Raw genomic sequence first — 14,435 nt, 5'->3', positions numbered from 1 at the left:
GCCGAGAACCTATCCGCTAGGCGATGACGGCGATGAGGTCGCCCTCCTGGATGACGTCCCCCTCGGCGACGTCGAGGCTCGCCACGACCCCGGGCCCCTCCGCCAGCACCGGGATCTCCATCTTCATCGACTCGAGGATCACCAGCGCGTCCCCCTCCGCGACCTGATCCCCGGCGGCGACCAGCACTTTCCACACATTCGACACGATCTCCGCCCGTACCTCACCCACAGCAGCCCCCTTCAGGCCCGCACCCCGCTGACCTCCCGAACCTACCGAGCGCCCCTCCCCCGGTCCCCGAGACGCGCTGGGACCGGAGATCAGAAGGTCTTGATCGCACTCGCCAGGAGGTGGATGCCGACGGATTCGTCTTCGACGCGGGTGTCGTAGGGGGTCTGGAGCTCGGTGCGGACGAGGCGGTTCAGGGCGTCGGGGTCCTTGGTGAGGACGTGTTCCGCGGTGGAGGGGGAGACGACGGTGCGGGGGCGGATCCACTCGACCTCCAGCCCGGCGTCGGCGAGGAACTCGCGGAGCTGGTCGGACCAGAAGCAGCGGGTGATCGTCCCGTCGGGCCAGGGCACGAGGACGACCTCGGCCTGGGTCACGTCGGACAGGTGGGGCCACAGGTTCTGTTCGGCGAGCACGGCGAGGCCGAGCGTCAGGGAGTCGACGCACAGCAGGACGCGGCCGCCGGGCCGCAGGACCCGGGCGATCTCGTGGACGGTCTGCTCGGTGGCGAGGCTGCGGGACAGCACCCCGTCCTCGGCGATGACGGCGTCCATGCCGCCGTCGACGAGGAAGTCGAGCGCGAACGGGTCGGCGACGACCCGCTGATGGGCGGCCGGCCCCGAGGGCCGCGCGACGACCTCGAGCACATGGTGCCCGGCCGCGGCGGCCTGCTCGGCGGACCGGCTCACCCCGCCGGAGACGTCGAGGATCACCGAACTGTGCCGTGGCAGCCAGCGTGCCAGCTGGGCGTGCGCGACGGCCCGGTAGAACTTCCAGTAGCCGACGTGGGGATCGTCGGCGGGCGAGCGCAGCGTGTGTGGCCTGCCCGGGAGCGGCAGCAAGGCGGGAACTCCTTAGAAAAGCGTGCCGCTACATCTTCCCCCCTCCAGCCACCAAAGTAACCCTCCGTAAGAGAAGGGATTACTTTGTCGCCTGATCATCACCGCCGCGACACCTCCGCGGGGCCCCGCGCGACCGCGCCGGGAATGCCCGGCCCCCCTCCGATGTTGCCCCAACACGTACATCGAGGAGGGGGATGGCATGCCGGTGCTGACCGGGGCCGCCGACACGTTCGGTAAGGGCGTACCGCTATTGTCGTACAGACCGAAAGTGGGTCTGGATCATCCGATGATGGTCCCTGCACAGGGGGTGGGTACCGTACCGGGCACCGCGGAGACCGGAGCGCAGCGCCAAGAGCGCTTCCAGCGTGATGTGCTTCCGTTCCTGGACCAGCTGTATCCGGCGGCGCTGCGGATGACCCGCAACCCCGCCGACGCCGAGGATCTCGTGCAGGAGACGTTCGCGAAGGCGTTCGCGTCGTTCCACCAGTTCAAAGAGGGCACGAACCTCAAGGCGTGGCTGTACCGGATCCTCACCAACACCTTCATCAACTCCTACCGCAAGAAGCAGCGGGAGCCGAAGAACTCCGGCACGGAGGAGATCGAGGACTGGCAGCTCGCGCGGGCGGAGTCGCACACCTCGTCGGGGCTCAAGTCGGCCGAGGCCGAGGCGCTGGAGCACCTTCCCGACTCCGATGTGAAGCAGGCCCTGCAGGATCTGCCCGAGGATTTCCGCATCGCCGTCTATCTCGCCGACGTCGAGGGCTTCTCCTATAAGGAGATCGCCGACATCATGAACACGCCTATCGGTACCGTGATGTCCCGGCTCCACCGCGGCCGGCGGCAGCTCCGTTCCATGCTGGAGGACTACGCTGCCGATCGCGGCCTCACGCGGGAGGGTTCGAAATGAGCTGCGGCAACGAGCACGCGACGCCATGTAGCGAGGTGCTCGCGAAGGTCTACACCTACATCGACGGCGAGCTGGCCGACGCGAGCTGCGCCGAGGTGACCGAGCACCTCGACGAGTGCGGGCCGTGCCTGCGCGAGTACGGCCTCGAAGAGGTGGTGAAGAAGCTGGTGAGCAAGTCCTGCGGCTGCGATCCGGTGCCCACCGACCTCAAGGCCAAGGTGCTGGGCCGCATCGAGAGCGTCTTGGCGGGCGAAGAAGGCTAGTCCCCGCCCAGGGCGCGCCCGGCGCGCGGAGCAGGGGTCGCCTGCCCGTCGCGGGGTAGGGTGAATCGGTGCGCATCCTCGTCACCGGCGCCGCCGGGTTCATCGGATCTCATCTCGTCGATCGTCTGCTCGGCGACGGGCATGAGGTCGTGGCGGTCGACACCCTGGTGTCGGGGCACCGTGCGAACCTCGCCGACTCCGTCGAACTGCACGAGGTCGACGTCGCCGATCCGGCGTTCACCGCCCTGGCCGTCAAGACCGAACCCGAGGCCATCTGCCATCTCGCCGCGCAGGTGAGCGTCCGGGTGAGCGTGTCCGATCCGCTGCTGGACGCCCGCACGAACGTGCTCGGCACCATCAACGTGCTGGAGGCGGCCCGCACGGCGGGTTCCCGCAAGACGGTCTTCACCTCTTCCTGCGCCGTGTACGGCGTCCCGGACTCCCTGCCCGTCGGGCCGGACGCCCCGCTGCGCCCACGCTCCCCCTACGCGGCCTCCAAGACGACGGGCGAGACCTATATGCAGGCCTACCGCGACCTGCACGGCCTGGACTTCACGACGCTGACCCTCGCCAACGTGTACGGGCCGCGCCAGACCCCGGAGGGCGAGGCGGGCGTCATCTCCATCTTCACCGCGGCGCTGCTCAAGGGCGAGCCGACCATCGTGTTCGGCGACGGGAGCCACACCCGCGACTACGTGTACGTGCTCGACGTCGTCGACGCCTACGCCCGCGCCCTGGCCGGCGGCCCTTCCGGACGCTTCAACATCGGCACAGGTGTTCAGACGTCGGACCGTGCGCTGCACACGCTCGTCGCGCGGGCGGCGGGCGCGCCCGACGCCCCGGGCTCCGCGCCCTTCAGGCTGGGCGACCTGCCCGCGATGGCCCTCGACCCGGCTCCGGCCCGCGAGGAGCTCGGCTGGCGCCCCACGACGGCGCTGGCGGACGGCCTGGAGGCCACCGTGGAGTGGGCGCGCTCGCACTGAGCCCGTCACACCCGGCCCGCCCATACCACGAACACAGAGTGACGCAGAGTTCACGCTTTGCTCTCGATTTCCTTTGTTCCTGTAGGACGATCACCGGGTTGGCTAGTCTTGTCATTGGCCAGTGGCCGGGAGCAAGGACGGAATCCGGGGAAGACTCCCCGGATTCACTTCGGGGGGAGTACATCGCCATGCTCAGGTACTTGATGGTCGCCGTCACTACAGCGGCGTCCGCGATGGTGCTGCTGACCGATCCCGCGGGCGTTTCCTGGGTCTGACCCCGGCGGCGTCGGTCACCTCGTCACACCGGAGGCGGCATTGCCGGTCGCAGGTCTTCCCCTCGCTGCCTGGACGTACGTGGGCACCGTGGTCGCGCTCGCCGCGACCCTCGTGGCCACCGCGTCCTACACCGACGTCCGATGGACGACGCTGGCGGCGATGGCGGTCCTCTTCCTGATCTGCGACTCCGTGCCCGCACTGCTCAGTCTGGAGCGGGCACGGGTCTCCCTCAGTTTCTCCGCCTGCCTCGCCTCGGTCGTGCTGCTCGGCCCGGCCGGCGCGGGGCTGGTCGGCGCCTGCGCGCTGTTCACGTGGCAGCGGGCCGCGCTCGTCAAGCGGGTCTACAACGGCGCGCAGTTCGCGCTGTGCGGATTCGTCGCCGGGTTCGTCTTCGACGCGCTCAGCCCGGGCCCGGACACCGAGACCGCCGACCAGATCCTGCCGTTCGCCGTCTCGCTGCTCGTCTACGTCACCTGCAACCTGACGCTGGTGTGGGGCATCCTGCTGCTCACCAAGTCCGCGACCGTCCGGGAGCTGCGCGCCGAGACCCGGCTGCTCGCGCCCGGCCTGCTCGGATACGGCTCGTTCGGGCTGCTCATCGCCGAGCTCTACACCACGATCGGGGCGTTCGCCGCGGTGCTGGTGCTGCTGCCGCTGCTGGTCGCGCGGTGGGCGTTCGCGCAGGCCCTCGCCCAGCAGCGCGCGCACGAGGCGACCCTCGCCACGCTGTGCCAGGCGGTGGAGACCAAGGACTACTACACCCGCGGCCACAGCGAGCGGGTGTCGCGCGGCTCGGTGATGATCGCCGAGGAGATCGGGATGAGCCGGGCCAGGGTCGACGCGATCAGGTTCGCCGGGATGCTGCACGACGTCGGCAAGCTCGGCGTGCCGACGAAGGTCCTCCAGAAGGAGGGGCCGCTGAGCGAAGAGGAGTTCGCCGCCATTCAGCTCCACCCGATGCGCGGGCTGGAGATCATCAGCGAGATCGGCTTCCTCGACGAGGCCCTGGCGGGGATCATGCACCACCACGAGAAGCTCAACGGGCGCGGCTACCCGAACGGCCTGGCCGGGGACGAGATCCCCGAGTTCGCCCGCATCATCGGGGTCGCCGACGCCTTCGACGCGATGACGTCCACCCGGTCCTACCGGCCCGCCAAGTCCCTCGCCGACGGGGTCGCGGAATTGGAGCGGTGTAGCGGCGTCGATTTCGACCCCGAGATGGTCACGGCGTTCCTGCGCGCGCTGGACAAGGCCGGGTGGGTCTCCCCCGACCAGATCGTCCCGCCCGCCGAGGCGCAGACGACCCGGCAGGACCACGACGACCCCAGCACGCCGATCCAGGTCTCCGGGGAGGGCGCGTGGTAGCGGGCAGCAGGCTCCAGGCGACCCGGGAGAAGTCCGCCTGGCAGCATCTCGACTCGGCCCAGCTCGTCGTCATGGGCGCGGCCGCCGCGCTGGTCGTCGCCGCGCTGGCGTGGCTCGCCGCCAACGGCGGGGTCGACGACCTGGAGCCCGCCATCATCTTCGGCGTGCTCATCGCGCTCGGCGAGCTGTTCCGGATGAACATGCCGGGCGGCCGGGAGGTCGCCCCGATCAGCCGGGCGGGCGCGCTGGCGTACGGGATGCTGCTGAGCGTGGGCGGGGAGCCCGTCGTGCACTCTCCGTTCCAGGTCGTCGCGGTGACGGCGTGCGGCATGGCCGCGGGAACGCTCCCGCACGTCGCGGTGAACCGCTCGCCGAAGATCGACGCGATGGCGCGGCGGCTGGTGGCCGCCGCGGTCGTGGCGATCCTCTTCCGGCCGCTCACCGACGTGCTGTTCACCGGCGAGCCGCTGACCCACCGCGAGTGGCTGACGGCGCTCGGGCTGATGACCGCGATCTCGGCGGCGGCGGCGCTGGCGGACATGACGGTGGCCGCGCTCATCCGGTCCGAGGCGGTGCGGGCCAGGTTCGGCATCGCGTTCGTCGACGAGTTCCGCGCGAGCGCGCTGCTGTGCGCGGCGTCGTCGGCGACGGGCATGCTCATCGCGGTCGCGACCTCGGTGATGGGGCTCGCGGCGCTGCTGCTGTTCACCGCGCCGATCCTCACCACCCAGTTCGCGTTCCGCCGCTACGCCGCGGTACGCACCACCTACCTCCAGACCGTCCGGGCGCTCTCGCGGGTGACGGAGGTCGGCGGCTACGTCGAGGCCGAGCACTCGCTGCGGGTGAGCAAGCTGTCGGTGGCGATGGGCCGGGAGCTCGGCATGGCCGAGGCGGAGCTGCTGGAGCTGGAGTACGCGGCGCTCATGCACGACATCGGGCAGCTGTCCCTGCCCGACCCGATCCCCGGCGGCGCGACGGTGCTCGCCGCGCCGGAGGACCAGCGCCGGATCGCCGACCTCGGCGCGGGCGTCATCGAGCAGACCGGCGTGCTGGACATGGTCGCCCGGATCGTCCGCGCCCAGTGCGACCCGTACCGGGACCCCGCGGGGGTCCGGCCGGGGCCGCCCCTGGCGAGCCGGATCATCAAGGCCGCCAACGCCTACGACGACCTCATGGGCGACTCCCGCGACCGGGACCGGGCGGCCGCGGTGCTGGACAGGCTGCGCGCCGACTCGGCGTTCCAGTACGACCCGGCCGTCGTCGAGGCGCTGGCGCGGGTGCTGGACCGCAGGGTCCTGCGCTGAACGACGGTCAGAAGAGCGTGTCGCCCTCGGCCGGGTCCGGGTCGTCGGAGGCGTCTCCGGCGGGGACGCCGGGTTCGGCGATCGGGCGGATGAGCTGAGGGCCGCTGCTGCGCACGTTGCCGACCTCCTTGCCGACGGGGTAGGCCTCGAGTCTCCGTGACATCGCGGGCACGAGGAGGCGGCCCGCCGCCGCGGTGTCGGTGCGCGCCGGGTCGAGCCAGGCGTCGGGGTCGGTGACGGTCATCGGCATCCGGTCGTGGATGTGGCCGAGTTCGTCGGCGGCCTGGGCGGTGATGACGGTGCAGGTGAACAGCCACTCGCCCTCAGGGGACTTCCACAGCTCGTACAGGCCCGCCATGGGCAGGACGCCGCCGTCGTCCGGCCGGATGAAGAAGGGCTGCTTCTTGCCGTCCTCGCCCTTGTACCACTCGTAGTAGCCGTCGGCGGGCAGCAGGCAGCGGCGGCGGGCGAAGGCGCGGCGGTACGCGGGCTTCTCGGCGAGGGTCTCGACCCTCGCGTTGATCATCCGGTTGCCGATCCCGGGATCCTTCGCCCAGGACGGGACGAGGCCCCACCTGACCATGCGCAGGGTGCGCAGGGCCTCTTCGGGGGTGTCCTGAGCGCCCGGACCTTGGCCGCCGTGGCCGTGGCCGTGCGGTGGACGGACCAGGACGGCCGGGACGTCCTTGGTCGGGGCCGCGTTGTAGTCCGGCTGGAGGAGGTCCCTGCCGTCGTCGGCCACGGTCTCGTCGACCTCGATCCGGAACTCGTCCAGGAGTTCCTGGCGCGCCCGCGCCGTCGCGTATCGCCCGCACATGCCGTCAGCCTACGCAGCGGCGCCGACAGGATCGGCGGGTTCCGGCTCGGGCGCGGTGAGGGTGACGACCTCGTCGACGTGGCGCAGCACCGGATCCGCGCCGGGCGCGCCGGGCCGGTGGGTGATGAGCAGGACGGTCCGGTCGCCCGCGGCGTTGAGCAGGTCGGTGAGCACCTTGTCGGCGGTGTCCTCGTCCAGGTGGGCGTCGGGCTCGTCGAGGATGAGGACGGGGAAGTCGGCGAGCAGGGCGCGGGCCAGGGCGATGCGCTGGCGCTCCCCGCCGGAGACCGCGGCGCCGTGCTCCCCGACCCGGCGGTCGAGCGGCAGGTCGAGGCCCGCGCGGCGGAGCACCGCGGCGACCTCGGCGTCCGACGACCCGGGCCTGGCCAGCCTGACGTTCTGGGCGACCGTGGTGTCGAAGACGTGGGCGTCCTGGGCGCACAGGCCGATGACGCGCCGGACGTCGTCGCCCGCGAGGTCGGCGAGTTCGACCCCGTCGAGGGTGATCGACCCCTCGTACCCGGTGAAGCGCAGGAGTGCCGCGGCGAGGGTGGACTTGCCCGCGCCGCTCGCGCCGAAGACGGCGACCTTCCTTCCGGGAGGGAGATCGAGGTCCAGCCCGGCGAGGGCGTCGTGGTCGGCGTCCGCCCAGCGCACCCGCAGGTCCCGGACGCGCACCGCGACGCCCTTCGGGAGGGGCGCGGGGGTCTCGGGGTCGCGCACCGGCGGCTCGGCCTCCAGGACGCGGGCGAGGATCGTGTCCTCGGCGCGGGAGCGCAGCAGTTGCTGGGCCGAGGCCGACAGCGCCGAGATCGCCTCGAAGGCGGCCAGCGGGGTGAGCGTGAGCACCGCGACGAGCAACGGGTCGAGGGTGCCCGCGCGGGCCGCCGGGACGGCCAGGGCCAGCGCGCCGAAGACCGCTGCCCCGCAGGACAGGACGGTCATGCCGTCGGCGACGCCGAGGGACCAGGCCGATCTGCCGCTCGCCCGGTTCAGGTCCGCGTCGGCCTCCTCCAGCTCCGCGAGCCGCTCGGGCACCGCCCCGTAGGCGACGAGTTCAGGCAGCCCGTGCAGGGTGCGGGTGGCGACCTCGGACATGCGGTCCCGGCCGCGCGCCTCGCGGACCGCGGCCCGCCGGGTGGCGGCCGCCGCGACGAGCGGGGCGGCGACGCCGCCGAGGGCGAGCGCGGCCAGCAGGACGAGCCCGGCCCGGGGCAGCAGCCAGGTCTGGAGCACCAGGGCGGCGAGGCCCGCCGCGGCCGCGGAGAACATCGGGATCCTGCCGCGCAGCCACCGGTCGGCGACCCCGTCGACCCCGGAGACGACGAGGCCGAGGGTGCGGGAGGCGCCGAGCCGCCCGGGGGCGAGGTCGGCGAGCCGGTCGAAGACCGCGACGCGGGTGCGGGTGAGCAGCCGCAGCGCCGCGTCGTGGGAGGCGAGCCGCTCGCTGTAACGCAGGACGCCGCGGCCGACGCCGAAGGCGCGGACCGAGGTGATGGCGACCATCAGGTAGAGCACGGGCGGCTGCTGCTCGGCCCGCGAGATCAGCCAGCCGGAGGTGGCCATGAGGCCGATCCCGCAGATGAGGGCGCCGGCGCCCAGGCCGGCGCCCAGGGTGAGCCGGGACCGCACGGTGTCCGTTCGTGCGGTGTCCGTTCGCGCGGTGGTCACAGGAACGCTCCCGTCTTGGTGTTCTCGTTCGCCTGGGCCGCGGCGTCCCAGACGACGGTCCGGTCGGCGTGGTCGGCGAGGCCGCGCCGGTGGGTGATGAGCATGGCGGTGCGCCCTTCGGCGAGCCGCTCGATCCCGTGGGCGAGGTCGAGCTCGGTGCCGGTGTCGAGGTGGGCGGTGGGCTCGTCTAGCAGCAGCAGGGTGATCGGCAGGAGCGCGCAGCGCAGGTGCACCCGGGCGAGGGCGACGCGCTGGCGCTGTCCCGCCGACAGCCCGTGGCCGTTCTCGCCCAGCACCTTGTCCGGGTCCGCGCCGGTGGCCAGGGCCGCGGCCCGGACGGCGTCGGCGGGCGCGCCCGGCACGGCGAGCGCGATGTTCTCCGCGACGGTCCCGGGGAACAGGTAGGGCCGCTGCGGCATCCAGGCGACGGTCCTGCGCAGCCCTTCCCAGTCGGTGCCCTCCCCCAGCTCCACGCCGTCGAGGCGGACTCGTCCGGCGTGCGGGACGAGCAGCCCGAGCAGGACCGCGGCGACGCTCGACTTGCCCGTCCCGGACGGGGCCATGAGCGCGGTGCCCGTCCCCGCCTCCAGGACTAGGTCGAGCGGCGGCAGCCCCGGCCGGGCGACGAGCCCCTCGACGGCGACGCGCGGCGGCCCGTCCTGGACCGGGAACGGCACGGGCGCGGCCTGCCCCCCGGCGCCGTCGGGCAGGGCCGCGAAGATCTCCTCCGCGGCGGCCAGGCCCTCCTGAGCGGCGTGGAAGTGGGTGCCGACCTGGCGCAGCGGAAGGTACGCCTCGGGCGCGAGGATCAGCACGAACAGGGCGGTCTCGAACGGCAGGCCGCCGTGCACGAGCCGCAGGCCGATGGAGACCGCGACGACCGCCACCGACAGCGTCGCGGCGAGTTCCAGCACCAGCGCGGAGCTGAAGGCGATCCGCAGTGACGACATGGTCGCCTTGCGGTGCTCCTCCGACACCCGCTCGATCTCGCGGAGCTGGGCGCGGGCCCGGCCGAAGACCTTCAGCGTGGCCAGCCCCGCGACGACGTCGCCGAAGTGCCCGGCCAGCAGGCTGAGCGTGCGCCACTGCCGCCGGGTCCGCGCGGCGGTGTAGGTGCCGATGAGGAAGCCGAACATCGGGATGAGCGGCAGCGTCACCGCGACGATGACGGCCGAGGCCGGGTCCAGGGTGAACAGCGCGGCGACCACCGCGACGGGCACGACCAGGGCCAGCACGAGCTGCGGGAGGTAGCGGGAGAAGTACGGGTCGAGGGCGTCGACGCCGCGCGTCACCAGGGCGGCGAGCGCACCCGACGGGCCGGGCGCGCTCCCCTCGCGGGTGACCGCGCGCAGCACCGCCGCGCGCAGCTGCGCCTTGACCCCCGCCGACGCGCGGTGCGCGGCGACCTCCTGGAGCCAGGCGAGCACGGCCCGCCCGGCGAACACCGCGAGCAGCGCCGCCGGGACGGTGAAGGCCGCGATCGCGTGCGCGAGCAGCCACGACTGGGCGATGACGAGCGCCGCGGCGGCGGCGCCCAGCACGACGCAGACCAGGAGGTAGGGGACGGTGGCCCGGGCGTACCGCGCCAGCCTCGGATCGAAGGGCCTCATGACGTCGCCGGGTGCGTCGCGGGTTCGGCAGCCGGGATCTGGTCGACGTGGATGCGCTTGCGGAACACCCAGTACGTCCAGCCCTGGTAGATGAGCACGATGGGCAGGAAGATGCCCGCGACCCACGTCATGATGCCGAGCGTCTTGGCCGTGGACGAGGCGTTCTGCACCGTCAGGCTGTTGGACGCCTCCGCGATCGTCGAGGGCATCACGTACGGGTAGAGCGACAGGAACAGCGTCGCCACCGCGAAGACGATCGCGAGGCCCGAGAGCAGGAACGCCCAGCCCTCGCGGACCCGCAGCGACACGAGGATCGCCGCGGCGAGGAACACCGCGGCGAGGACCGCGGCGACGACGGTCCAGCCGTCGGAGCGGTGCAGCAGGGTCCACAGCAGGAAGACCCCGGCCAGGACGAGGGCCGCCACGCCGATGCCGATGGAGAACCGGTTGGCGCGCGCCCGGATCTCGCCATCGGTCTTCAGCGCGGTGAAGACCGCCCCGTGGAAGGTGAACAGCACGAGGGTGACGACGCCGCCGAGCAGCGCGTACGGGTTGAGCAGGTCCCAGAAGGACCCGACGTAGTCGTGGTTCTCGTTGAGCTTCACGCCGCGCACGATGTTGGCGAACGCCACGCCCCACAGGAAGGCCGGGACGAGCGAGCCCCAGAAGATGGCCCGGTCCCAGTTGGCGCGCCACCGGTCGGTGTGCCCCTTGCCGCGGTAGTCGAAGGCGATGGCGCGGAAGATGAGCGCGACGAGGATGATCAGCAGCGGAATGTAGAAGCCGCTGAACAGCGTCGCGTACCACTCGGGGAACGCCGCGAAGGTCGCGCCGCCCGCGGTGATGAACCAGACCTCGTTCCCGTCCCAGACGGGCCCGATCGTGTTGATCATCACGCGGCGCTCCCGCTCGTCGCGCGCGAGGAACCTGGTGAGGACGCCGACCCCGAAGTCGAACCCCTCCAGGAAGAAGTAACCGATCCACAGCACCGCGATGGCGATGAACCAGAGGTCGTACAGATGCATGTCCCCGTCCTCAGTGCCTGTTGCCGAAGGGCTTCTGTCGCCAGATCGGCCACGCCCTGGAATTCACCTGTCCGTGCCGCCACCGCGCGTCGGCGGGTTCCCCCGCCGGATGCAGACACGCCGCCGAAAACGCTTGGCGGTGGGCGTGGATTATTCGAAGTTTCGCTGACACGTTCGACTCCATCGACTTAAGGTCACTGTCATGTCGCGGATGGTGGCGTTCCGGTTCACACTGGAGCCTTCTGGAGAGCAGGAGGCTCTGTTGCGCACGGCCGCGGGGGCCTCCCGCGCCGCTTACAACATGCTGCTCTCGTTGGTGAAGGACCGCGTGACCGCCAGGCAGAGTGACCCCGGTGTCGTGGTGCCGTGGTCGGCGTTCGATCTGATCAACGCGGTGAACGCGTGGAAACGCCAGGTGCTGGACGCCGCCGGAGCATCGTGGCACCGGACGATCCCTGCCGTGGTGTTCGAGGAGGCAGCGGTCGATCTCGCCCGGGGACTGGCGGCGTTCACCGAATCCCGATCCGGCGAGTAGAGCGGGCCCCGAGTCCGGTTTCCGGTGTTCAAGAAGAAGAACCGCACCCCCTACGCGTTCCGGGTCCGCGCCCAGAAAGGCAGCGTCCGCCTCGGCGCCCCTGGCCGCCCTCGGACCGTCAGGATTCCGAAGGTCGGTGTGGTGCGGGTACGGGAGGACACCCGCGGGCTGCGCAGGATGCTGCGTCCTTGTTCGGATGGCACCACCAGAGCCAGGATCACCGCCGTCACAGTCCGCACGCATCGAGGCAGGTGGATCGCCTCGATCACCGTGCAGGCCGCCGACCTGCACCCCTCCCTCCGGCACCCGAGCTCTTCCCCGCGAGGCGCAGGTGATACCGCCGACTGGGTCGGCATCGACCGGGGCCTGATCGATCTGGTCGTGGCCGCCACCGGCGACGGCAGGCCAGTCGCCCGGGTCTCGGCGGGCCGCACCTACCAGCGCCGCCAGGACGGTTTGGCCGCCCGGCAGCGCCGCCTGACCCGCGAACAGTCCGGCTCCAAGCGCCGCGCGCGGGCTGTCGAGCAAGTGCGGGAGTTTCAAGCGCGCACGGCGGCGATCCGGGAACACCGACTGCATCAGGTGACGAACCTGCTGGTCAAGAACCACGACCGGCTGGTGATCGAAAATCTGCACGTCGTCGGGATGCTCGCCGACCACCGCCTTGCGAAAGCCCTGACCGACGCGTCGTTCGGGAACCTTGCCCGAATGCTCACGTACGAGAGCGAGTGGCGCGGCGGCGTACTCGTCGAGGCCGACCGGTGGTTCCCCTCCAGCAAAATCTGCTCGGCCTGCGGGCACCGTGCCAACAGGCTCGGCCTGGCCGAGCGGACCTACCGATGCGGCGAATGCGGCCTGCACATCGACCGGGATCTGAACGCCGCGATCAACCTCGCCGCACAAGGACCACACCTCCTTCGCACTCCACATCGAACGTCCGGGCCGAATCCCGGGCCCCGGACCCGCAAGCAGCGGGCCGGGTCACCAACGCGCGCCCAGGTCCCGGAGCGCCGCCGGCCCCGCCCCACGGGTGGGGCCGCCGCCAAGGGACCGTCCACGGCGCGAACCGGACTCCCCACCTGAATGCTGTTCAGGCGGGAGGAACGGACTCCCGAGAAGGGAGCTGTCCGCAAGCCAGACCCTTGTGAGCAGGTTGTTAGTACGCGAACTCGAGCTTGGATTCGTCGGGTGTCTTCGGTTCCTCTGGGGGGTCCTTGCGGGCGAACTTGATCATCAGGCCGAGTTCGACGACGGCGAGGATCCCGTAGAGGGCGGTGAAGACGAGGAACGAGGCGAGGACCGTCCCGCCGGGCACGGTCGGGGACACTCCGTCCTCGGTCTTGAGCAGGCCGAACACCAGCCACGGCTGGCGGCCCATCTCGGTGAAGATCCAGCCGAAGGAGTTGCCGATGAAGGGCAGCACCACGGCCCAGATGGCGAGGGTCCACACCCACTTGCGCTGCGGCAGGCGGCCCCGCCTGGTGAGCCAGAGCCCGACGACCGAGACGAGGCCGATCAGCAGGCCGGCGGTGATCATGATCCGGAATCCCCAGTAGGTGATGGGAATGTAGGGGCGGTAGTCACCGGGACCGAACTCGGCCTCGTACTGCGCCTGGAGGTCGTTGATGCCCTTGACCTCGCCGTCGAGGGTGCCCGTCGCCAGGAACGACAGCAGGTCGGGGATCTCGATCGAGAACGTCGGCGCGGTCCCGTCCAGAGTGCCGATGGTGAACAGCGAGAACGAGGCGGGCTGGCTGGTCTCGTAGAGCGCCTCGGCGGCGGCCATCTTCATCGGCTGCGTCTCGGTCATCGCCTTGCCGAGCCCGTCACCGGTGAACAGGAAGCCGAAGGTGCCGATGAGGGTGACGACCAGGCCGAGCCGCAGCGACGGTCGCATCGTGTCGAGGTTGCGGCCCCGCTTGAGATGCCAGGCGGAGATCGCGGCCATCAGGATGCCGCCGGTGACGAGGCAGCCGGTGAGCGTGTGCGGGAACGCCCAGACCAGCACCTGGTTGGTCAGGACGTCGGTGAAGCTGGTGAGTTCGGCGCGCTGGGCCTGCTCGTTGAAGGTGTAGCCGACCGGGTTCTGCATCCAGGAGTTGGCGGCGAGGATGAAGTACGCCGAGAGCATCGTGCCGATCGACACGAGCCAGATGCACGCCAGGTGGACGAGCTTGGGAAGCCTGTCCCAGCCGAAGATCCAGATCCCCAGGAACGTGGACTCAAGAAAGAAGGCGAGCAGCGCCTCAATGGCGAGCGGTGCCCCGAAGATATCCCCGACAAACCTTGAATAGTCACTCCAGTTCATCCCGAACTGGAACTCCTGCGTGATCCCCGTCGCCAGGCCGAGGGCGAAGTTGATGAGGAACAGCTTTCCCCAGAACTTCGTGGCCCGCTTGTAATGTTCCCGTCCCGTGCGCACCCAGGCAGTCTGGAGCAGCGCGATCAGGAGCGAGAGGCCGATCGTGACCGGCACGAACAGGAAGTGGTACACCGTCGTCACGCCGAACTGAAGGCGCGCGAGGAGTAGCTCATCCATTGAAGCACCCTTCCCCAAAAGTGGTCAGGACAAGCGTTTACCCGATCCACTCCAAAAAGGTGAGGACCTAAG

General features: G+C 71.0%; 14 protein-coding genes. 7 read left to right on the top strand and 7 right to left on the bottom strand.

The genetic code is table 11. From position 1 onward, the window contains the following. Positions 1 to 16 precede the first annotated feature (16 nt). Positions 17 to 229: a biotin/lipoyl-binding carrier protein gene (locus EDD29_RS03335; RefSeq protein ID WP_123662146.1), complete on the bottom strand. Its 213-nt coding sequence runs from the start codon at positions 227 to 229 to the stop codon at positions 17 to 19. An 89-nt stretch (positions 230 to 318) separates the two neighbouring features. Further along, a complete protein-coding gene (locus EDD29_RS03330; RefSeq protein ID WP_123670247.1) occupies positions 319 to 1,065 on the bottom strand; it encodes a class I SAM-dependent methyltransferase in 747 nt (248 codons plus the stop codon). Positions 1,066 to 1,357: 292 nt separating this feature from the next. On the opposite strand from EDD29_RS03330, the gene EDD29_RS03325 reads away from it, so the two are divergent. The 5 genes from EDD29_RS03325 (at position 1,358) to EDD29_RS03305 (ending at position 6,166) form a co-directional block, all read left to right on the top strand. Beyond that, positions 1,358 to 1,975, top strand: coding sequence for a sigma-70 family RNA polymerase sigma factor (locus tag EDD29_RS03325; protein WP_281281014.1), 618 nt, complete (start codon positions 1,358 to 1,360; stop codon positions 1,973 to 1,975). Then, on the top strand, positions 1,972 to 2,238 hold the full coding sequence (rsrA, locus tag EDD29_RS03320) for a mycothiol system anti-sigma-R factor (RefSeq protein ID WP_123662142.1): 267 nt from the start codon (positions 1,972 to 1,974) through the stop codon (positions 2,236 to 2,238). The genes EDD29_RS03325 and rsrA overlap by 4 nt, the downstream gene beginning before the upstream one ends. A 68-nt stretch (positions 2,239 to 2,306) precedes the next feature. Continuing rightward, positions 2,307 to 3,221, top strand: a complete 915-nt coding sequence (locus EDD29_RS03315; protein WP_123662140.1) for an NAD-dependent epimerase/dehydratase family protein — start codon at positions 2,307 to 2,309, stop codon at positions 3,219 to 3,221. A gap of 315 nt (positions 3,222 to 3,536) precedes the next feature. Further along, a complete protein-coding gene (locus EDD29_RS03310; protein ID WP_123662138.1) occupies positions 3,537 to 4,862 on the top strand; it encodes an HD-GYP domain-containing protein in 1,326 nt (441 codons plus the stop codon). Continuing rightward, positions 4,856 to 6,166, top strand: coding sequence for an HD domain-containing protein (locus EDD29_RS03305; RefSeq protein ID WP_246052485.1), 1,311 nt, complete (start codon positions 4,856 to 4,858; stop codon positions 6,164 to 6,166). Before EDD29_RS03310 ends, EDD29_RS03305 begins: the two co-directional genes overlap by 7 nt. A gap of 7 nt (positions 6,167 to 6,173) precedes the next feature. On the opposite strand, the gene EDD29_RS03300 is transcribed toward EDD29_RS03305, so the two are convergent. The 4 genes from EDD29_RS03300 to cydB are packed head-to-tail and all read right to left on the bottom strand — an operon-like array spanning position 6,174 to position 11,289. Then, a complete protein-coding gene (locus EDD29_RS03300; RefSeq protein WP_123662137.1) occupies positions 6,174 to 6,983 on the bottom strand; it encodes an SOS response-associated peptidase in 810 nt (269 codons plus the stop codon). Between the two features lie 9 nt (positions 6,984 to 6,992). Continuing rightward, entirely contained in the window at positions 6,993 to 8,654 is a 1,662-nt protein-coding gene (gene cydC, locus EDD29_RS03295; RefSeq protein ID WP_170201276.1) for a thiol reductant ABC exporter subunit CydC, read from the bottom strand. After that, positions 8,651 to 10,264: a thiol reductant ABC exporter subunit CydD gene (gene cydD, locus EDD29_RS03290; RefSeq protein ID WP_123662135.1), complete on the bottom strand. Its 1,614-nt coding sequence runs from the start codon at positions 10,262 to 10,264 to the stop codon at positions 8,651 to 8,653. The genes cydC and cydD overlap by 4 nt, the downstream gene beginning before the upstream one ends. Then, the gene (gene cydB / locus EDD29_RS03285; protein ID WP_123662133.1) at positions 10,261 to 11,289 is read right to left on the bottom strand and encodes a cytochrome d ubiquinol oxidase subunit II; all 1,029 of its coding nucleotides are present in this window, start codon (positions 11,287 to 11,289) and stop codon (positions 10,261 to 10,263) included. The genes cydD and cydB overlap by 4 nt, the downstream gene beginning before the upstream one ends. A 202-nt stretch (positions 11,290 to 11,491) precedes the next feature. Here cydB and EDD29_RS03280 point away from each other — a divergent pair, with 202 nt between their 5' ends. Both EDD29_RS03280 and EDD29_RS03275 read left to right on the top strand, forming a co-directional pair. Further along, on the top strand, positions 11,492 to 11,824 hold the full coding sequence (locus EDD29_RS03280; RefSeq protein WP_123662131.1) for a helix-turn-helix domain-containing protein: 333 nt from the start codon (positions 11,492 to 11,494) through the stop codon (positions 11,822 to 11,824). 24 nt (positions 11,825 to 11,848) lie between these two features. After that, complete coding sequence (locus EDD29_RS03275) at positions 11,849 to 12,907, top strand: RNA-guided endonuclease InsQ/TnpB family protein (RefSeq protein WP_123662129.1); 1,059 nt, start codon at positions 11,849 to 11,851, stop codon at positions 12,905 to 12,907. A 73-nt stretch (positions 12,908 to 12,980) separates the two neighbouring features. Here the strand turns inward: EDD29_RS03275 and EDD29_RS03270 are convergent, their stop codons facing one another. Beyond that, a complete protein-coding gene (locus EDD29_RS03270; protein WP_123662127.1) occupies positions 12,981 to 14,363 on the bottom strand; it encodes a cytochrome ubiquinol oxidase subunit I in 1,383 nt (460 codons plus the stop codon). Between the last annotated feature and the right edge of the window lie 72 nt (positions 14,364 to 14,435).

The sequence above is a fragment of the Actinocorallia herbida genome, from assembly GCF_003751225.1.
Lineage (GTDB): Bacteria > Actinomycetota > Actinomycetes > Streptosporangiales > Streptosporangiaceae > Actinocorallia > Actinocorallia herbida.
This window is presented reverse-complemented; position numbering and strand designations above follow the sequence as displayed.